This window comes from Haloferax gibbonsii (assembly GCF_001190965.1).
Classification (GTDB): Archaea; Halobacteriota; Halobacteria; order Halobacteriales; family Haloferacaceae; genus Haloferax; species Haloferax gibbonsii.
This window is the reverse complement of the sequence record NZ_CP011947.1, coordinates 706,090-724,423: the sequence shown is the minus strand read 5'-3', so window position 1 is coordinate 724,423 and position 18,334 is coordinate 706,090. Positions and strand designations below refer to the sequence as shown.

Here is an 18,334-nt window from a genome sequence, read left to right as displayed (position 1 = left end):
TCCGGCCGTCGCCTCGGTAACGTGAGACGACGGTCGGGTCCGGCGAACCTCGGGGCGATATCGCACCGCCAGACAGACGCATCCGAAGCGGCGGGCTTTAGGCCCGCTTCCGAGATACACGACACATATGAGTCACGAGGACTTCCCCACGGAGAAGCCAGCGGTGGTGACGTGTGGACTGCCGTACGCCAACGGCGACCTCCACATCGGCCACCTCAGAACGTACGTCGGCGGCGACATCTACAGTCGCTCGCTGCGAACACTCGGCCAAAAGACGGCCTTCGTCAGCGGGTCGGACATGCACGGCACGCCCGTCGCCGTCAACGCCGAGAAGGAGGGCGTCACGCCCGAGGAGTTCGCGCTCCGCCACCACGAGAAGTACGAGGCGACGTTCCCCCGCTTCAACATCGAGTTCGACAACTACGGCCACACCCACGACGAGACGAACACCGAACTGACCCAGGAAATCGTCCGCACGCTCGAAGCCGAGGGCTACGTCTACGAGAAAGAGATTCCGGTCGCCTACGACCCCGAGGCGGACCAGTGGCTCCCCGACCGCTTCGTCGAGGGCACCTGTCCGTACTGCGGCGCGCACGCCCGCGGCGACGAGTGCGACGAGGGCTGCGGCCGCCACCTCGAACCCGGCGAAATCGAAGACCCGACCTCGACGCTCACCGGCAACGCCGCGGAGTACCGCGAGCGCGAGCACAAGTTCTTCGCGGTCTCCGACCTCCAAGACTACCTCCAGGAGTTCATCGACCGCCTCGAAGGCACCTCGAACGCCCAGAACCAGCCCCGCGAGTGGATAGAGGGCGAACTGCAGGACTGGTGTATCACCCGCGACATGGACTGGGGCATCGACTACCCCGGCGTCTCCGAATCCGCCGAGGATTCGGAGGCAGACCAGACGGAGTCTGGGCGTGACGATAGCGACGACCTCGTGCTGTACGTCTGGGTCGACGCGCCAATCGAATACATCTCCTCGACCAAGCAGTACACGGAGCGCGTCGGCGCCGACACCTTCGACTGGGAGGCCGCGTGGAAGGACGCCGGTGTCTCTGAATCCGACGCGGGTTCGGAGGCTCGCCGGACGGAGTCCGGCGGTGACATCGTCCACATCATCGGCCGCGACATCATCCAGCACCACACCGTTTTCTGGCCGGCGATGCTCCGCGGCGCGGGCTACGTCGAGCCGCGCGCGGTCATGGCCTCCGGCTTCATCACGCTCAACGGCAAGGGCTTTTCCACCTCGCGCAATCGCGCCGTCTGGGCCGACGAGTACCTCGACGAGGGCTTCCACCCCGACCTGCTGCGGTACTACCTCGCCACCAACGGCGGATTCCAGCAGGACGTGGACTTCTCGTGGTCGAAGTTCAAAGACCGCGTGAACAGCGAACTCGTCGGTACGGTCGGCAACTTCCTCTACCGGTCGATGCTCTTCGCGTACCGCAACTTCGAGGGGACGCCCGAGGCTGAGGTGTCCGAGGAAGTCGAAGCCCGCATTCAGGAGGCCATCGACGAGTTCGAAGCCGGCATCAACGACTACTCGGTCCGGAAGTCCGGCAACGCCGCCGTCCGCCTCGCGCAGTTCGGCAACGAGTACATCCAGCACAACGAGCCGTGGAAGCTCACCGACGAGGACCCCGAGGCCGCGGCGCAGGTCATCCGCGACTGCGTCCAAATCGCGAAGGCCATCGCCGTGCTGTTCTTCCCCGTCGCGCCGGGCAAGATGCAGGCGCTCTGGGAGCAACTCGGCGAGGACGGCTCGGTGACCGACACCGGCGTCGACGACGCCTTCGAAGCTCCACCGGCGTCCTTCGGCGAGCCCGCGGCGCTGTTCGAGAAAATCGAAGACGAGCGCGTCGAGGAACTCAACGAGAAGCTCGAAGCGCGCGTGGCCGAGACGGAATCCGAAAGCGACGAGTCCGACGAGGACGCCGAGGAGGATATGGACGCAGACTCCGACTCTGACGCCGACATCGACTTCGAACCCCTCGCCGACGACCGCATCTCCTTCGAGGACTTCCAGGAGCTCGACATCCGCGTGGGCGAAATCGTCGCCGCCGAGGGCATCGACGGCGCGGACAAACTCGCCAAGCTCACCGTCGACATCGGCGTCGAAGAGCGCCAAATCGTCGCCGGCATCAAACAGCTTCACGACCTCGACTCGCTCGCCGGGTCGAAGGTCATCATCGTCGCCAACCTCGAGAAGGCCGAGCTGTTCGGCGTCGAGTCCAACGGGATGCTGTTGGCCGCGGGCGACGAGGCCGACATCCTGACGACCCACGGCGACGCCGTCCCCGGCACGAAAGTCCAGTAAGCGACCGTCTGCGACCCGATACGCGACCGCTCGCGACCCGGTTTTTCCGACTCGCCGTCTCGACCGCCCCACCGCCCTCGTATCAGGCGTGGACCACAGCGCCTAACTGCGCCGACTCCCGAGCGTCGCCCATGCGAATCGGAAGACGGGAAGCGGTCGGAATCGTCGTCGCGCTCGCGGTGTTCGCGGGCGTCGTCGCCGCGGTCACGGGCGGCGGCGCGGGCACCCTGACCGTCGAGCGCGTGGACGAACTCCCGCAGGGACAGGGCGCGGTGGCCTTCGGCAACCTCGACCCCGACCAACGCGAGACGTTCGAGGAGGCAGTCTCGACCGGCGAACCGGCGGCGATACCGAACGAGGCCGCGAGAAACGAGTTCGCCGACCCCGGCTACGTCCGGTACGACGGCGACATCTACCGGACGACCGTCTCCGGCTGAGTCGGCGTTCGACGCTCGAATCCCGCGTCGCAACCGGAGCCGATTTGAGCGGCGACGCTGGAGCGCCGCCATGCGACTCAGCGTGTTACTCGCCGCGGCGCTCGTCGTCTCGACGGGCTGTCTCGGCGGCGCGAGCGGGACCGCGAGACTGAGCGTCGCCCGGGTCGACGACCTCCCGCAGGGCGAGGGGGCCGTCTCGTACCAGAACCTCGCGCCGGCCCAGCAGTCGGCGTTTCGGGAGGCGCTCGGAGGCGAGACCGTGACCCTCCGGGAGGGAACGGACAGAAACGAGTTCCGCGACCCCGGCTACGTCAGATACGACGGAGGAATTTACCGAACGACCATTATAGTTTCGTGACGGCGACCGAGCGGTCAGTTCGACGGGCGAACTATAGAGAGTACGTATGCGAACCCGTTACTCGACACCGAGTTCATCATCGGGCTTTTTTATCAGTCACTCGTAGGCGACGCCATGAGAAACGCAAAAATCGTCTGCACCCTCGGTCCCGCGTCCTTCGACCGGGAGACGATTCGCGGGCTCGCCGACGCCGGCATGAGCGTCGCCCGGATGAACGCGAGCCACGGCAACGTCGAACACCGGTCCGACGTCATCGACAGCATCCGCGCCGTCGACGACGCGACCGACGAACCGCTCGCGGCCATGCTCGACCTGCAGGGCCCCGAGGTCCGAACCGCCGACATCGACGAGGACATCTACCTCGAAACCGGAAGCGAGGTCCGCTTCTACGAGGGCGACGACGCCACGCCCGAGGCGGTCGGGCTGTCGTACTCCATCACCGCCGCGGAGTCCGGCGACACCATCCTCCTCGACGACGGCCGCATCGAGGCCACCGTCGAGCGCGTCGAGGACGACTCGGTCCACGCGACCATCGTCTCCGACGGGAAACTCAGTTCGCGCAAGGGCGTGAACGTCCCCGGCGTCGACCTCGACATCGACCTCATCACCGACTCCGACTACGAGAACCTGAAGCTCGCCGCGAAGAAGGAAGTCGACTACGTCGCCGCCTCGTTCATCCGCGACGCGGAGGACGTCTACACCATCAGCGACACCCTCGAGAACCTCGGCGCGGAGATTCCCATCATCGCCAAAATCGAGCGCGCCGGCGCGGTCGAGAACCTCGACGAAATCATCCAGGCGGCCCACGGCGTGATGGTCGCCCGCGGCGACCTCGGCGTCGAGTGCCCCCTCGAAGAGGTTCCCATCATCCAGAAGCGCACCATCCGCAAAGCGCAGGCCGCGGGCGCGCCGGTCATCACCGCGACCGAGATGCTCGACTCGATGGTCCGCTCGCGCCGCCCGACCCGCGCGGAGGCGTCCGACGTGGCCAACGCCGTCCTCGACGGCACCGACGCCGTGATGCTCTCCGGCGAGACCGCCGTCGGCGACCACCCCGTCCGCGTCGTCGAGACGATGTCCCGCATCGTCGAGGAAGTCGAAGAGAGCCCCGAGTACGACGAGAGCCAAGAACAGCGCGTCCCGACCGCCGACGAGGGCTCCCGCACCGAGGCGCTGGCCCGCTCGGCGCGCTACCTCGCCCGCGACGTGAACGCCGCGGCCGTCGTCGCCGTCTCCGAGTCCGGTTACACCGCCCGGAAGACCGCGAAGTTCCGCCCCGGCGTCCCCGTCGTCGCCGTCACGCCGAACGACCGGACGCGCCGTCAGCTCGCCGTCTCGTGGGGCGTCTCGGCGCAGTACGCCGACTACAGCCCGAGCGTGGAGGGCGTCATGGACGACGCCGTCACCGCCGCGCTCGACGCCGGCGTCGCGGAGTCCGGCGACACCATCGTCGTCCTCTCCGGCATGATGACGGAGCTCGAAGGGACGAACACGACGAACATGCTCAAGGTTCACGTCGCCGCCGAGCCCGTCGCCACGGGCCGGAAAATCGTCAGCGGCCGGGTCGCCGGCCCCCTCTACCGCACCGAGGACGGCGACCTCACGGACGTGCCCGAGGGCGCGATTCTCGCGCTGTCGGCCGAGTTCGACGGCGAGTTCGACGGCGACGCCGACAAGCTCGCCGGAATCGTCGACGCCCGCGCGGGCATGACCGGCTACCCGGCGCTCGTCGCGCGCGAACTCGACATCCCGATGGTGTCGGGCGCGCCGCTCCCGAAGACCATCAAGCAGGGCGCGACCGTCACGCTCCACGCCGAGCGCGGTATCGTCTACGAGGGCGACGTCATCAGCCACGACCGCGGCAACCGGCAGTAGTGCGGTAGCCCTTTCCCGCCGCGACGCCTACCCACGATTCGATGTCCCGCGCACCCTCTCCCGAGGCCGAAGACGACCGCGACGGCGACGGCGAGTGGCGCTTCGGCGTCGACGACGTCGGCCCCGACGGCATCGTCGACGACGAACCCGAGATCGAACAGCTCCCCATCGAGCCCGGGTCACCGCGGGCCGAAAACGTCGCGTTCGTGTTCCTCGGCGTCCTCCTCGCGGTCGGGCTCATCGTCATCACCGTGTTCCCGGGCGCGGTCTGACCGCCCAACGGCGCGCCGGTCGCGAGCCGCCGCGAGGTCCGAACCTCGACCATCCGACTTTCCGTTTTGATAATCGGGACTGTTGATTTATGTGACCCCGAGGGGAACCACCGTCAACCCCCCGACCGGGACACACCAAATGAGTTACGCAGTCCGCGCACCCTCCGTGTTGGTCGCCGCGTTGATTCTCCTCGCGGCGCTCTGGGTTCCGACGCCCGCAGTCGCCGCCGACGAGCCGACCGCGTCGTTCGGCGAGGACGTCACCACCGTCACCCGCGGTGACGTCGTCGAGATACGTGTCCAGCACTCCCAGCCGGGCACGCTCCACATCGGCGGCGACGGTTACGGCTACCACCTGACCGTCGCCCTCGTCGGGTCGGGGACGACCACCCTGACCGTCGACACCTACAACTCGACCGGCGCGCCCGAGACGTACGTCTCCGGCGGCGGCAACAAGACGCTCCACACCGGCCACCTCGGCGAGCCCATCGAGCCGGCGACGTACATGATGAACGTCACCATCGACGGCGTCGAACGCGCCATCGGCCAACTCGACGTCGCGGAGCGCGGGAACACGTCGGCGACGACCAACGTCGCGCCCGCGAGCCTGAACGACTCCGACGCGTCGGTGTCGCCCGGGGACGTTCGGGGCGTGATGACCGAGCGGACGACCGTCGCCAAGGGCGACCTCGCGGTCGTCCGCCTCGACGAGAGCGGGCTCGAATCGGCGCTGAACCCGGACGACGTGACCGGCGGCGCGAACGCGCGCGGCATCGAAATCACGCTGAATCAGCTCGAAGTCCGGCCGAACCGAGAACAACAGACGTTCCTCGCGACGCCGGAAAACGGGACGACCGTCGTCACCGACTTCGAGAACGACGAGGTGTTGGTCGTCTGGGACACCTCGGAGCTCCCGCTGGAAGGTGACACCGAGGAGTACGAACTGCAGGTGACGCTCCGCGGCGACCACAGCGACTTCGTCGACGAGGACACCATCACGGCGCGCTCGCGGGTGCGGCTCGTCGAACCGACCGTCTCCATCGAGGTGCGAAACGAGACGGTGTACCCGTGGGAGTCACTGCGGGTGAACGTCACCGGTGAGACCACCCTCGCGCCGAACAGCGTCGTCGAACTCCGGGCGCGCGCCCCCGGCCAGCCGTTCTTGAGGCTCGTGCCGATGACGGTCACGGCGAACCGGACCGTCTCGCAGAACCTCACGTTCGCGCCCGAGGACCGCGGGCTCACGTTCCCGCTTTGGGTGCGCGACTACCGCGACGAGACCGAACACACGATGCGCATCCTCGACTCCGAGGCGAACCTCCGGTTCGTCGACCAGGAGACCGACGGGACGTTCGTCACCATCAGCCGCGTGAACCTCTCGGTCGGCGGCTTCGTCGCCGTCGAGACCGCCGACGAGGAGCCGCTGGGGACGAGCGCGTACCTCCCGCCGGGGACGCATCGAAACGTCGTCGTAGACTTCGACCGCCGACAGTTGGCCGACGCGGAGTTGCTCGCCATCGCCTACGCGGACCGCGACCGCGACGGGAACTTCTCGGTCGCGGTCGACGCGCCGTACCGGACCGGCGGCGACGGTAATGGTACCGACGGCAACGCGACCGCGGACGACAACGAGACGGTCGGCACCATCGTCGCCGACGACGCGATGGTCCGACTCGAACCCGGCGCGAAGACGCCGACGCCGACGGCCACGCCGACCGCGACGCCAACAGAACCGACCGCGGAAACGACAACCGAGACGCCGTTCCCGGTCGTCGAACGGACGCCGCTGGAACCGGCCGCCGCCGGAACGAACACCGGAATCCCGTTCTCGCCGGGGCTGACGGTCGTCGCGCTCGTCCTCACCGGACTGGCCGCGCGGCGACTGCGACGCTGACGAACACCGAGGCGACAAGATGACACACGACCGACGCGGACACGACCGACGACCCGCCCCCGACGGACCGGAGGGACGCGAACAGTGACGAGACTCGTCGAACTCGAACCGACGAAGTTCGTCCACTTCCTCTCGGACCTCTGGACCCAACGGAACTGGCAGACGAACGCCCAGCCCCGAGGCGAAGGTCGATACCTCGTACAGGGGCAGCGCGGCGACGGCACGAAAGGGCTCATGCTCGTGCTCCCGTCCGTCGAGACGACGGTGGGAACGGGGCACGTCAAGGGGTTCGTCGCGCACGCGAAAAAACGCGGCATCGACACCGTCGTCGTCGCCACGCAGGGCGAGTTCGACGACTCGGTCCGCGGGTTCGCCACGAACCACGACGTGACGCTGCTCGACCGCGACGAACTCGGCGAGACCGTCGCCGACGAGGGACTCGAACAGACCGTCAAACAGTACACGGACGGCGAGGTGTTCGAGACGGCGGAGGTCGAGTTCGGCCTGCCGTTCGACCTGCCCGAGCCGGTCGAAGAGGCGTTGGCGTCGCTCCCGATAGCCGCCGTACGCGAACGGCTCGCCGGGCTCACCGGCGGCGATGGCGGCGACGGCGGCGGCGGTGGTGACTCCTCTGGAGGCTCGCTCCGCGACAGACTGCCGTCGTCGGTCGACGACCTGAAATCGGGGTCGCCGCCGAGCGTCCGCGTGGTCGTCGTCGCCGTCCTGTTGCTCGTCCTCGCGCTCGGTTCCGTGGCCGTGCTCGGGCCGATGGTGGACGGGCTCGGCGGGTCGAGCGCCGGCGGAAACGGCGTCGCCATCTCCGCGCTCTCGGGCGCGAGCACCGACTCGGCCGACCTGGTCGCTCGGTGGAACGCGCGGACGGCAGACTCGCTTCAGGTGGGTAACCAAACGTACGCCGCGCCGGAGGGAGAGCGGTTCGTCGTCGTCGGACTCAATGCGACGGCCGCGAGCGGCTCACCCGGGAACCTACCGCAGTCGGCGCTCGTGTTCGAGTCTGACGGCGTCAGCTACGGTCACCAGCCGCTGTCGAACGCGACCGGCTTCGACAACGGCGCGCTGTTCGCTCCCGGCGAGAGCACGCACGTCTGGACCGTCTTCGCCGTGCCGACGAACGCGACCACCGGGACCGTCCTCGTCCAGCCGACGAACGAGGACACCGTGGCGTTCGTCCACGACGACACCGTCTCGACCGACCCGAACGGCGACGACTGAGCGCGGGCGAGTCCGCCCCGCCACGGGAATCGCGCACCGACCGCGCCCCCCGCGACGAATTCGACCCTCAATCCTTAATCGGGCGACGGCCCTAGAGCCGGTATGGCATACCTGCCGTTCCCGTTACAGACCGGTCTCATCACCCCCGAGACGCTTCCGCTGTTGCTCGTGCTCGCGGGGCTCGGCCTGTCGCTCGCGGAGGCCATCGCCCCCGGCGCACATTTCGTCGTCCTCGGCGTCGCCCTCCTCGCGGCGGGACTGGCCGGCCTCCTCATCGCGCCGCTCGCGACCCCGCTTATCCTGGGTCTGCTCGTCTTCGTCTTCGGCGCGCTCGCGCTCTACGGCTACCGAGAGCTCGACCTCTACGGCGGGAAAGGAGAGGGAAAGACGAGCGACTCGGACGCGTTGACGGGGAAGATGGGGCGCGTCACCGAGCGCGTCACGCCGACCAGCGGCGAGGTCAAACTCGACGAGGGCGGCTTTAACCCCTACTACGCCGCCCGCTCCGTCCACGGCGAACTGGAGGAAGGAACCGAAGTCATCGTCGTCGACCCCGGCGGCGGCAACGTCGTGACCGTCGAGGGAGTCGGCCCCGGCGAAGACGAAATCGACCGCGAACTCGCCCGCGAGCGGGCGCGGCAGCGACGCGAGGAGTCCGCGGAGCGCGAAGAAGAACTCGAACGAGAGGGTACCGAAGGCGTCTGACCGGCGGCCGCCGCGCGCCGACCGGCGCGGTTCGGGCCGACTGCGCCCTCGTCGCCGCCGAAATCGTCCGACGTGACGGCCGCACCACACGAATACTTATCATTCGTCCAACCCAACACGGGCGTATGGACTTACTTGCCCTCCAGGCGGGACTGGGCATCGGAGGCGTCGTCGTCGGCCTCCTCGTGCTCGTCCTCGCCATCGTGACGGTGTATCAGATGGTCGAAATCGTGGACGCCTACGAGAAGAAGGCGCTCACGGTGTTCGGGGAGTACCGACGCCTCCTCGAACCGGGTATCAACTTCATCCCGCCGTTCGTCTCTCGGACCTACGCGTTCGACATGCGGACCCAGACGCTCGACGTGCCCCGACAGGAAGCCATCACGCGCGACAACTCGCCGGTGACCGCCGACGCCGTCGTCTACATCAAGGTGATGGACGCGAAGAAGGCGTTCCTCGAGGTCGACAACTACAAGCGCGCTGTCTCCAACCTCGCCCAGACGACCCTCCGGGCCGTCCTCGGCGACATGGAGCTCGACGACACGCTCAACAAGCGTCAGGAAATCAACGCGCGCATCCGCAAGGAACTCGACGAGCCGACCGACGAGTGGGGCGTCCGCGTCGAGTCCGTCGAGGTCCGCGAGGTCAACCCCAGCGCCGACGTGCAGCAGGCGATGGAACAGCAGACCTCCGCCGAGCGCCGCCGCCGCGCCATGATTCTCGAAGCGCAGGGTGAACGCCGCTCCGCCGTCGAGACCGCGGAGGGTGAAAAGCAGTCGAACATCATCCGCGCGCAGGGTGAAAAGCAGTCGCAGATTCTCGAAGCGCAGGGTGACGCAATCTCGACGGTCCTTCGCGCGAAATCCGCCGAGTCGATGGGCGAGCGCGCCATCATCGACAAGGGCATGGAGACGCTCGAACGCATCGGACAGGGCGAGTCCACGACGTTCGTCCTCCCGCAGGAGCTCACGTCGCTCGTCGGCCGCTACGGCAAACAGCTCACCGGCTCCGACGTGCAGGACATGGAAGGCCTCTCCAGCAAGCAGTTCGACGAGGAGACCCGCGAACTCATCGGGCTCGACGACATCGAGGAGATTCTCGGCCAGATAGACCAGGCCGCCGAGATGGACGTCGAACAGCTCGAACAGGAGGCCGAAGCCATCAAGGCCGGCGCCGAGGTCAACGACATCAAGTCGCCCGACGAGGTCATCGCCGAGGCCGACGAGGAAGAAGAACCCATCAAGTCGTCCGACGAGGTCGTCGCCGAAAGCGAGGGCGCCGACGACGCGGCCGCGACCGGCGGGTCGGCGGACACGGAGACCGCGAGCAACGGGCAACCCGACGCCGACGGTGACGGCGACGACGAAAGCGAGATGTCCTTCGAGAAGGACCTCGAATAGTCGCATCGGCGGACGGTCCCGGACTCGGACGGTTGTAAATGCCGAAGCCCTTTTCTTCGCGCCGTCTCGTATGTGGGAGTAGATGTCGAACCGCCGGGTAGACGAAGACAAGCGCGCGACCCTCCGTCGGTTCGCCGCGCTCGGGGCCGCCACGCCGCTCGTGGGCCTCGGGGGTGGCGACGACAGCGAGGACGACTCGTCCGGGTCGAGCGACGCGCGGGACGCCATCGTCGGCTACGTCGCGTCCACGCCCGGCGCGCACTTCTCGAAGGTCCGCGACGACCTCAAGTTAGGGACCGGCGAGACGCAGTACCACCTCCGGAACCTCGTCGACGACGACACGCTCGAAGTGCGCCGCGACGGCGACTACAAGCGGTTTTTCCCCGCGAGTCGGTTCTCCGAGTTCGAGCAGGTCGCGCTCGGCTATCTCCGCCGCGACACGCCGCGCGGGATGCTCGTCCACCTGCTTCGCGACCCCGACGCGACGGGAAGCGAACTCGCCGACCGCCTCGGCGTCTCGCGGGCGACGGTGAGCACGTACGCGAAGAAACTCGACGCCGTGGGCCTCCTCTCGCGCGAGGACGGCTACGCGGTCCGCAACCCCGAGACGGTCATCACGCTCCTGATTCGCTACGCCGACTCCTTCGGCTCCGACGCCGCGGCGTTCGCCGACGACGCGGCCGAACTCATCCGGTTCGACCCCTGACGAGGTCGGACGAGTCGAGGCCGGCGGTCGAGACGGGCGACTGACGCTGTACCGTGTGACGGTTCCGTGTCCATACCGACTCCCAGCGGCGGGGCTGGGACGCGAGAAAACCCGAAAAACGGGGATGGAACGACGCGTGGGTGGGAGACGACGGCGTTCCGGGTGGGAGCGGCGCGAGGGAGGACGCGCCGGGGTGCACGCCGAGGACGGCGTGCGGCGGGGCCTGAGTGAAACGTCAGCGGGGGCTCAGACGGTCACCTTCCACGTGGTGCCCGAGGAGTAGCCCCACTTCTCGACGCTCACGTCGAAGTCGCCGTCGAGGATGGGGCGCATGTTCGCGCCGACCTCCTTCGCCGAGAGGTCGAGGTCGTCGGCGATGAGGCGGGACTTGAAGTACGTCTTCGCCCCGGCGTTGGAGCGGAGGTAGTCGAGGATGCGGAGCTGTTTCTCCGAGAGACTGCGGTTGGCGTCGAGGACCTCGCCCTCGACTGCGGTCGCGGAGGCGGTCGTGCTCATACCTACACAGAGAGACGAGACGCCTATCAGGGGTTTGGTACGGGAACTTAACACGGCGCTGTCTTGCGATTTTCACCGAAAACGAGCCGCCGGGAGGGCTCCACCGAGCCGTCGCAGGTACAGTCGCCTAACACCCACGCGACGCGGACACACCAACGAGGGAACAGGCCGGACGCATCGGAGCGCGTCGGGCCGCGCCGGGGCGCATCGAAGCGGCCGCCGAACACCCGAACGTTCCGAACTGTCCGTCTCACGGACCGTACCTGTTCCAAGACAGAAAATTCATACGCGGATAGCGACCATACGACGACAATGGGTCGCCCGACAGAACGACGCCCGGCCGCCGCGACCGCGGCCGGCGTCGAAGTGAGCGTCGTCCTCCCCGCCTACAACGAGGCGCGGACCATCGAAAACACGGTCCGCGTCACCGTCGAGACGCTCGAATCGTTCCTCCCCGCCGACGCCTTCGAAGTCATCGTGGCCGAAGACGGCTGCGACGACGAGACGCCGGAGATAGCCGACCGGTTGGCCGCCGAGGACGACCGGATTCGCCACTACCACAGCGACGCCCGCCTCGGTCGCGGCGGCGCGCTCGAACGCGCCTTCGAGGCCGCCCGTGGCGACACGCTCGTCTACTTCGACACGGACCTCGCGACGGACATGCGCCACCTCGAAGAGCTGGTCGAGCGCGTCCGCTCCGGCGAGTACGACGCCGCGACCGGGTCGCGCTGGATGCCCGACCGCGTCGCCGACCGCCCGCGGAAACGCGGCGTGCCGAGCCGGGCCTACAACGGGCTCGTCCGCCTGTTCCTCCGCTCGGACCTCCGCGACCACCAGTGCGGCTTCAAGGCGTTCAGCCGCGAGGCGTTCGAGGCGCTCCGCGACGACGTGGAAGACAACCACTGGTTTTGGGACACGGAGATGCTCGTCCGCGCCCAGCGCGCGGGCTTTCGGGTCGCCGAGTTCCCCGTGGACTGGGAGCCGAAAGGCGACACGAAAGTCGACCTCGTCCGCGACATCCTCGGGATGGGGAGCCAGATTCTCCGGACGTGGTGGCAGCTCACGGTCCGGCCGCGCATCACCCGCCGGGTGACCATCGTCGCCGGCCTGCTTTTGACCGTCCTCGCGCTCGCGCTGATGACGCTCTACATCGACCCCTCGGAGGTCATCGCGGTCCTCGGCGAGGCCGACCCCGCGCTCGTCGCGGCCGCCGCGATAATCTACGTCGTCTCGTGGCCGCTCCGGGGGATTCGCTACCGCGACATCCTCGCCGAGCTCGGCTACCGCGAGAAGGCGGGCTTCCTCACGGGGGCGATATTCATCAGTCAGACCGGGAACCTCGTGTTCCCCGCCCGCGCGGGCGACGCCGTGCGCGCCTACGTCGTGAAGGCACGCCGGAACATCCCGTACCCCTCGGGCTTCGCGTCGCTCGCGGTCGAGCGCGTCTTCGACCTGCTCACCATCGCGGGGCTCGCGGGCGTCGTCCTCGTCGGCCTCGCGGCGACCGGCGGCCTCGACGACATCGCCACGGTGCTCGCGACCGGCGTGAGCGGCGGCACGGTCGACGTGTCCGCCGACGACGTGCGCACCGTCGCCTACGTCGCCACCGGCGTCGGCGTCGTCGCCATCCTCGGCGTCATCGGCATCGCGCTGTCGGCCCGCGCGGACCGGAACGTCGTCCGGGCGTTCGTCGGCCGGTTCTCGTCGGACTCCTACGTCGAACTCGTCGCGGGCGTCATCGAGCAGTTCGTCTCCGACCTGCAGGCGGTCGCCGGCAACCGCGCCGCCTTCGGCCGCGTCGGCCTGACGAGCCTCGCCATCTGGACCGTCGACGTGGTGACGGCCGTCGTCGTCCTGCTCGCGCTCGGCGTCGACATCGACCCCGTCGTCCTCGTCGGCGTCTCGTTTTTCGCCGTGAGCGTCGGCAACCTCGCGAAGGTGCTCCCGCTCTCGCCCGGCGGCGTCGGCCTCTACGAAATCGCCTTCACGGTGTTCATGGCCGCCCTCGCGCCGATTACGCCCGCGGCCGCGCTCGCCGCGGCGGTCCTCGACCACGCGGTGAAAAACGCCGTCACCATCGTCGGCGGCGTCGCGTCGATGCTGTCGCTCAACGTCTCGCTGACGACCGCGGTCGAAGAGAGCGCCGACGTGCGCGACCGCGACCACGAACTCGCCGAGTCGGAGTAACGGAGCGACTCAGTACAGTTCACACCGGAAGGGCGCGAACGCGCCCGTCACGGCCGATTCGAGCGCGTCGGTTCGGGTGAGCCGACCGCCGGTGAACACGCCCGCCGCGCCCTCGTTTTTCGCGATGTCGTCGGTGCCGAGCACGTCGTCCATCACCGGCCCGAGTTCCTCGCCCGCGTCGATGCGGTCCACGATGCGGGCGGGGAGCGGGAGGCTCGGCCCCGCGGCGCGACCGACGCGCTCGCCGTCGGTCACGGCCGCCCACATCACGAGATACGTGTCCCGCCCGTCGGTGCCGTCGCCGGCCGGGAAGGTCGCGACGCCGCCCTCGATGCCGACGCCGAAGTCGTAGTCGCCCGCGTCGAGGGCTCGTTCCGCGCGGGTGACCGCGCCCGCGATGGTCTCGTCGTTCCCCGTCGGCTGTTCGGAGACGCCGGAGTCGACGGCGACCGCCGCCACGGAGGCGTCGGGGCAGGTTCGTTCGACCGCGCGCCGCTTCACCGGGTTACCGCTTCCGACCGCGATGTCCATGTCGGTAGCGCGTCGCCCGGTTATTTCCCTTCGTCGGATTCGGTCGCGGTCGCGGGCTCCCACGGCTCGGGGAAGTCGGCGTCGGGGTGTAGCAGTCGCGCGAGGCGGTCGACGCCGGAGACGACCGTCGGGCTCGGCTGGTTGAGAAGCGAGTCGTCGACGGCGTGGACCGCGGCGTCGAGATTCCACCCGCGGGCCTCGAACGCCTCGGGGTCGCCGCGTTCGCCCTTCCCGCAGGGGTGGAGAACAACGTGGTCGGGGTCGGCGGCCGCGACGGTCTCGGGGTCGACTTCGGCGGACCGCTCGCCGGGCGCGACGAGCGGGGCGGACCCGCCGGCGGCGCGGACGAGGTCGGGGACCCAGTTGCCGGCGGCCATCGGCGGGTCGGCCCACTCCTCGCAGTAGACGGTCGGGCGGTCGCGGTCGTCGACCGCGTCGGCGACGCGGGCGAGGTGGTCGCGGCAGTCCTCGGCGAGCGTCGCGCCGGCGCTGGCGTCGCCCGCGGCGTCGCAGACGACGGGAAACGAGTCGAACACCTCGGCGAGCGTCGCGGGCGCGACGTGAAACACGTCGTAGCCGCGGTCGCGGGCCGCCGCCGCGACGTCCGACTGGAGGTCGTCGCAGGTGCAGACGGCGTCGGCGTCGAGTTCGTCGACCCGGTCGAAATCGGGGTTCAGCCAGCCGCCGACGACCGGCTTGTCGGTCGGCGAGTGAGCGGTCGCCCCGACGACGTGAGCGTCGAGACCGGCGGCATCGAGGATGGCCGTCGCGCTCGGCGCGAGCGAGACGACGCGGGGGTGGGCGGCCATGCGTAGTCGTGGCAACGCCCCTTCGAGAAAAGTATGTATCGCGTTACGGTCGGTGGGAAGCCGCCGCTGAGTGACCGGTGAATCGCCGAATCCCTCATGAACCTCAATCACCCGTGCGACGGCCTCACACAGCCAAACGAGGCCGCTCGCCGAAAGCGATACCAAACCATTTATGCGGTCGTCTGCGGTTGCTGGTGTTACGGACAGCATCCGGGTTCTAGCCGCCTCTAACCACCCCATCCCGGAGCACCCGCCGTCGTATCCATGAGTGAACGAATCTGGACCCGAAACCCCGGCGCACAGGAGCAGGAACGAAACACGCAGAACGGCCGACAGGAGGCCGAAACCGAACAGGAAGACACGAAGGGCGACACGCTGCAGTGTCCCGAGTGCGGCGGTCACGTCGTCACCGACGACGAACACGGCGAGACCGTCTGTAACGACTGCGGACTCGTCGTGACCGCGGACTCCGTCGACCGCGGCCCCGAGTGGCGCGCGTTCGACGCCCGCGAGAAAGACGAGAAGTCCCGCGTCGGCGCGCCGACGACCAACACGATGCACGACAAGGGCCTGTCGACGAACATCGACTGGCGCGACCGCGACGCGTACGGAAACTCCCTCGGCGCGCGCCAGCGCCAGAAGATGCAGCGGCTCCGCAAGTGGAACGAGCGGTTCCGCACCCGCGACTCCAAAGAGCGCAACCTGAAGCAGGCGCTCGGCGAAATCGACCGCATGGCCTCCGCGCTCGGCCTGCCCGAGAACGTCCGCGAGACGGCGTCGGTCATCTACCGCCGCGCGCTCGACGACGACCTGCTGCCCGGCCGCTCCATCGAGGGCGTCGCCACGTCGTGTACCTACGCCGCCGCCCGCATGGCCGGCGTCCCGCGCTCGCTCGACGAAATCGCGGAGGTCTCGCGCGTCGAGAAGAGCGAGGTCGCCCGCACCTACCGCTACATCGCCCGCGAACTCTCGCTGGAGGTCAAGCCCGCCGACCCCGAACAGTACGTCCCGCGGTTCGCCAGCGAACTCGGCCTCTCCGACGAGTCGAAGATGCGCGCGCGCCAACTCCTGAAGAACGCCAAGGAGAAGGGCGTCCACTCGGGTAAGTCGCCGGTCGGCCTCGCCGCCGCCGCCGTCTACGCCGCCGCCCTCCTCACCAACGAGAAGACCACGCAGGCCGCCGTCAGCGACGTGGCCGACATCTCCGAGGTCACCATCCGCAACCGCTACCACGAACTCCTCGAAGCCGAGGAGAACCTCGGCCTCGTCTGAGCACGCGCGCCGGACGACCGCGCCGGACGGCGGTTCGAATCGGACGAGACGACTCGATTTTCGGTTATTCGCTCGCCAGCGGCGGCGCTCGACGCGGCGAGCGGCCGGCCGGGGCTTCGAACCGCGGGGACCGGCGGCGCGGGGGCGACCGGCTCCGCACCGAGGCGAAGGGTTTTGTTTCGGGGCGAACACGTCCGTACGATGCGCACGACTCACGCCCTCACGGTGGGCGACGCCGCCGACACCGGACTCGCCGACGAGAGCGTGAACCTCGTCGTCACGTCGCCGCCGTACCCCATGATAGAGATGTGGGACGACCTCTTTTCGGCGCGCGACGACGCCGTCGCGGCGGCGCTCGACGAGGGCGACGGCGACGCCGCGTTCGAGGCGATGCACGAGCAGCTCGACGCCGTCTGGGACGAGGTGGCCCGCGTGCTCGCCCCCGGCGGGCTGGCTTGCGTGAACGTCGGCGACGCGACCCGGAGCCTCGACGGGTCGTTTCGCCAGTACCCCAACCACGCCCGCGTGCTCACCGCGCTCGGCGAGCGCGGGCTGACGCCGCTTCCGGACGCCGTCTGGCGCAAGCCGACCAACAGCCTGACGAAGTTCATGGGGTCGGGAACGCTCCCGACGAACGCCTACGTTACGCTCGAACACGAGTACGTGCTCGTGGTCCGCAAGGGCGAAGCGCGGTCGTTCCCGCCGGGCGACGACCGGCGCTACGAGAGCGCCTTCTTCTGGGAGGAGCGAAACCGCTGGTTCTCCGACCTCTGGGAGTTCGGCGGGACCGACCAGCGCCTCGATTCGGGCACTAGAGAGCGCTCGGCGGCGTTCCCCGTCGAGCTTCCGCTCCGGCTGATTCGGATGTACTCCGTCTACGGCGACACCGTCTTCGACCCCTTCGCCGGGACCGGGACGACGACGCTCGCGGCCATGCTCGCGGGCCGGAACTCGGTCGGCTACGACCTCGACGCCGACCTCGTCTCCGGGTTCGAAACGCGGCTCGACGACCTCCCGGAACGCTCGCGCGCGGAGGTCGAACGCCGGCTCGACGACCACCGGGAGTTCGTCGCCGACCGCGACGAGCGCCCCGGCCACGACGCCGAGCACTACGACTTCCCGGTCGTGACGAAACAGGAGCGTCGCATCCGTCTGTACCGCGTGACGTCGGTCGAGGCGTCGGCCGACGGGTCGGACCGCGAGTTCGTCGTCGAACACGAACCGCACGACGGGGCCGGGGCCGCCAGCGCCGCGGGGACGACGCCGACTCCGGAAGACGCGCAGACGACCGACTAACCTCGAAACGCTCGAATCCGGGGCGTTCGAACGCGTCCCGTCGGGCTTCGGTTCCGGTTGACTGACTATCGGATAATCCAGACGTTTAAGAGTGCGGACGACGACGCCAACGAACAATGCCCGATGCTCGTCGTCGCGCGTTCGTCGCAGCCCTCGTCGGCGTGGTTGGTGCCTCGCTCGGAATCGCCGGGGCGGGCCACGTCTACCTCCGCGAGTGGCGACGCGCGATTGCGTGGTTCACCTTCGTCGTCGGCGCGGGGCTGGTGTTGCTCTCGACGTTCGCCGACCCGGCGACCGTGACCGTGGACTCGGTTCCGAGAGAGGTGCTGATTCCCGTCCTCGGACTGCTGTTCCTGAGCGCGTTCGACGCCTACCGCGTCGGGATTCGCCCCCGCGGCCGCAACGCGAACGGCGAGCCGACCTGTCCGGTCTGCGGCGGCGAACTCGACCGAAACCTCGACTTCTGTCCGTGGTGTGCGACGGAACTCGAGTGGTACACGGTCGAAGGATAAGGCGCTCGCGT

Annotated in this window: 17 protein-coding genes; 14 read left to right on the top strand and 3 right to left on the bottom strand. The window is 68.7% G+C overall.

The annotated features are described in order from the left end of the window. The first annotated feature begins 127 nt into the window (after nt 1-127). The 10 genes from metG (at nt 128) to ABY42_RS03815 (ending at nt 11,200) form a co-directional block, all read left to right on the top strand. Nucleotides 128-2,320: a methionine--tRNA ligase gene (metG, locus tag ABY42_RS03860; protein ID WP_050458769.1), complete on the top strand. Its 2,193-nt coding sequence runs from the start codon at nt 128-130 to the stop codon at nt 2,318-2,320. A gap of 131 nt (nt 2,321-2,451) precedes the next feature. Further along, nucleotides 2,452-2,757: a hypothetical protein gene (locus ABY42_RS03855; protein ID WP_008092278.1), complete on the top strand. Its 306-nt coding sequence runs from the start codon at nt 2,452-2,454 to the stop codon at nt 2,755-2,757. 70 nt (nt 2,758-2,827) lie between these two features. Then, nucleotides 2,828-3,115 (top strand): hypothetical protein, encoded by a 288-nt coding sequence (locus ABY42_RS03850; RefSeq protein WP_050458768.1) that lies wholly within the window; start codon nt 2,828-2,830, stop codon nt 3,113-3,115. A 114-nt stretch (nt 3,116-3,229) separates the two neighbouring features. Next, nucleotides 3,230-4,990, top strand: coding sequence for a pyruvate kinase (pyk, locus tag ABY42_RS03845; protein WP_050458767.1), 1,761 nt, complete (start codon nt 3,230-3,232; stop codon nt 4,988-4,990). 41 nt (nt 4,991-5,031) lie between these two features. Further along, nucleotides 5,032-5,262 (top strand): DUF7312 domain-containing protein, encoded by a 231-nt coding sequence (locus tag ABY42_RS03840; RefSeq protein ID WP_004972634.1) that lies wholly within the window; start codon nt 5,032-5,034, stop codon nt 5,260-5,262. Between the two features lie 139 nt (nt 5,263-5,401). Next, on the top strand, nt 5,402-7,156 hold the full coding sequence (locus tag ABY42_RS03835; RefSeq protein WP_050458766.1) for a DUF7282 domain-containing protein: 1,755 nt from the start codon (nt 5,402-5,404) through the stop codon (nt 7,154-7,156). Between the two features lie 84 nt (nt 7,157-7,240). Next, the gene (locus ABY42_RS03830) at nt 7,241-8,389 is read left to right on the top strand and encodes a restriction endonuclease (protein WP_050458765.1); all 1,149 of its coding nucleotides are present in this window, start codon (nt 7,241-7,243) and stop codon (nt 8,387-8,389) included. Nucleotides 8,390-8,491: 102 nt separating this feature from the next. Next, the gene (locus ABY42_RS03825; RefSeq protein WP_004972638.1) at nt 8,492-9,094 is read left to right on the top strand and encodes an NfeD family protein; all 603 of its coding nucleotides are present in this window, start codon (nt 8,492-8,494) and stop codon (nt 9,092-9,094) included. A 125-nt stretch (nt 9,095-9,219) separates the two neighbouring features. Further along, entirely contained in the window at nt 9,220-10,494 is a 1,275-nt protein-coding gene (locus ABY42_RS03820) for an SPFH domain-containing protein (RefSeq protein WP_050458764.1), read from the top strand. A gap of 82 nt (nt 10,495-10,576) precedes the next feature. Further along, a complete protein-coding gene (locus ABY42_RS03815) occupies nt 10,577-11,200 on the top strand; it encodes a winged helix-turn-helix transcriptional regulator (protein WP_004972642.1) in 624 nt (207 codons plus the stop codon). 246 nt (nt 11,201-11,446) lie between these two features. Here the strand turns inward: ABY42_RS03815 and ABY42_RS03810 are convergent, their stop codons facing one another. After that, nucleotides 11,447-11,716, bottom strand: coding sequence for a DUF7123 family protein (locus tag ABY42_RS03810; protein ID WP_050458763.1), 270 nt, complete (start codon nt 11,714-11,716; stop codon nt 11,447-11,449). 312 nt (nt 11,717-12,028) lie between these two features. On the opposite strand from ABY42_RS03810, the gene aglD reads away from it, so the two are divergent. Next, on the top strand, nt 12,029-13,903 hold the full coding sequence (gene aglD / locus ABY42_RS03805) for a flippase domain-containing glycosyltransferase AglD (protein WP_050458762.1): 1,875 nt from the start codon (nt 12,029-12,031) through the stop codon (nt 13,901-13,903). Nucleotides 13,904-13,912: 9 nt separating this feature from the next. Here the strand turns inward: aglD and yjjX are convergent, their stop codons facing one another. After that, a complete protein-coding gene (gene yjjX / locus ABY42_RS03800; RefSeq protein ID WP_004972648.1) occupies nt 13,913-14,434 on the bottom strand; it encodes an inosine/xanthosine triphosphatase in 522 nt (173 codons plus the stop codon). A 20-nt stretch (nt 14,435-14,454) separates the two neighbouring features. Beyond that, nucleotides 14,455-15,243, bottom strand: a complete 789-nt coding sequence (locus ABY42_RS03795) for a helical backbone metal receptor (protein WP_050458761.1) — start codon at nt 15,241-15,243, stop codon at nt 14,455-14,457. Nucleotides 15,244-15,507: 264 nt separating this feature from the next. Here ABY42_RS03795 and ABY42_RS03790 point away from each other — a divergent pair, with 264 nt between their 5' ends. The 3 genes from ABY42_RS03790 to ABY42_RS03780 all read left to right on the top strand — a co-directional run bounded on the left by ABY42_RS03790 (nt 15,508) and on the right by ABY42_RS03780 (nt 18,323). Continuing rightward, entirely contained in the window at nt 15,508-16,515 is a 1,008-nt protein-coding gene (locus tag ABY42_RS03790) for a transcription initiation factor IIB (protein ID WP_004971221.1), read from the top strand. Between the two features lie 201 nt (nt 16,516-16,716). Beyond that, on the top strand, nt 16,717-17,811 hold the full coding sequence (locus ABY42_RS03785; RefSeq protein ID WP_050458760.1) for a DNA-methyltransferase: 1,095 nt from the start codon (nt 16,717-16,719) through the stop codon (nt 17,809-17,811). Nucleotides 17,812-17,927: 116 nt separating this feature from the next. Next, the gene (locus ABY42_RS03780) at nt 17,928-18,323 is read left to right on the top strand and encodes a DUF7575 domain-containing protein (protein WP_004972655.1); all 396 of its coding nucleotides are present in this window, start codon (nt 17,928-17,930) and stop codon (nt 18,321-18,323) included. Nucleotides 18,324-18,334: the final 11 nt, after the last annotated feature.

Bases quoted from the DNA above. Each gene is read 5' to 3' on its own strand.
- ABY42_RS03825 (WP_004972638.1), top strand. From the start codon at position 8,492: ATGGCATACCTGCCGTTCCCGTTACAGACCGGTCTCATCACCCCCGAG.
- ABY42_RS03820 (WP_050458764.1), top strand. From the start codon at position 9,220: ATGGACTTACTTGCCCTCCAGGCGGGACTGGGCATCGGAGGCGTCGTC.
- ABY42_RS03815 (WP_004972642.1), top strand. From the start codon at position 10,577: ATGTCGAACCGCCGGGTAGACGAAGACAAGCGCGCGACCCTCCGTCGG.
- metG (WP_050458769.1), top strand. From the start codon at position 128: ATGAGTCACGAGGACTTCCCCACGGAGAAGCCAGCGGTGGTGACGTGT.
- ABY42_RS03780 (WP_004972655.1), top strand. From the start codon at position 17,928: ATGCCCGATGCTCGTCGTCGCGCGTTCGTCGCAGCCCTCGTCGGCGTG.
- aglD (WP_050458762.1), top strand. From the start codon at position 12,029: ATGGGTCGCCCGACAGAACGACGCCCGGCCGCCGCGACCGCGGCCGGC.
- ABY42_RS03795 (WP_050458761.1), bottom strand. From the start codon at position 15,243: ATGGCCGCCCACCCCCGCGTCGTCTCGCTCGCGCCGAGCGCGACGGCC.
- ABY42_RS03840 (WP_004972634.1), top strand. From the start codon at position 5,032: ATGTCCCGCGCACCCTCTCCCGAGGCCGAAGACGACCGCGACGGCGAC.
- ABY42_RS03850 (WP_050458768.1), top strand. From the start codon at position 2,828: ATGCGACTCAGCGTGTTACTCGCCGCGGCGCTCGTCGTCTCGACGGGC.
- ABY42_RS03835 (WP_050458766.1), top strand. From the start codon at position 5,402: ATGAGTTACGCAGTCCGCGCACCCTCCGTGTTGGTCGCCGCGTTGATT.
- yjjX (WP_004972648.1), bottom strand. From the start codon at position 14,434: ATGGACATCGCGGTCGGAAGCGGTAACCCGGTGAAGCGGCGCGCGGTC.
- pyk (WP_050458767.1), top strand. From the start codon at position 3,230: ATGAGAAACGCAAAAATCGTCTGCACCCTCGGTCCCGCGTCCTTCGAC.
- ABY42_RS03810 (WP_050458763.1), bottom strand. From the start codon at position 11,716: ATGAGCACGACCGCCTCCGCGACCGCAGTCGAGGGCGAGGTCCTCGAC.
- ABY42_RS03855 (WP_008092278.1), top strand. From the start codon at position 2,452: ATGCGAATCGGAAGACGGGAAGCGGTCGGAATCGTCGTCGCGCTCGCG.
- ABY42_RS03785 (WP_050458760.1), top strand. From the start codon at position 16,717: ATGCGCACGACTCACGCCCTCACGGTGGGCGACGCCGCCGACACCGGA.
- ABY42_RS03790 (WP_004971221.1), top strand. From the start codon at position 15,508: ATGAGTGAACGAATCTGGACCCGAAACCCCGGCGCACAGGAGCAGGAA.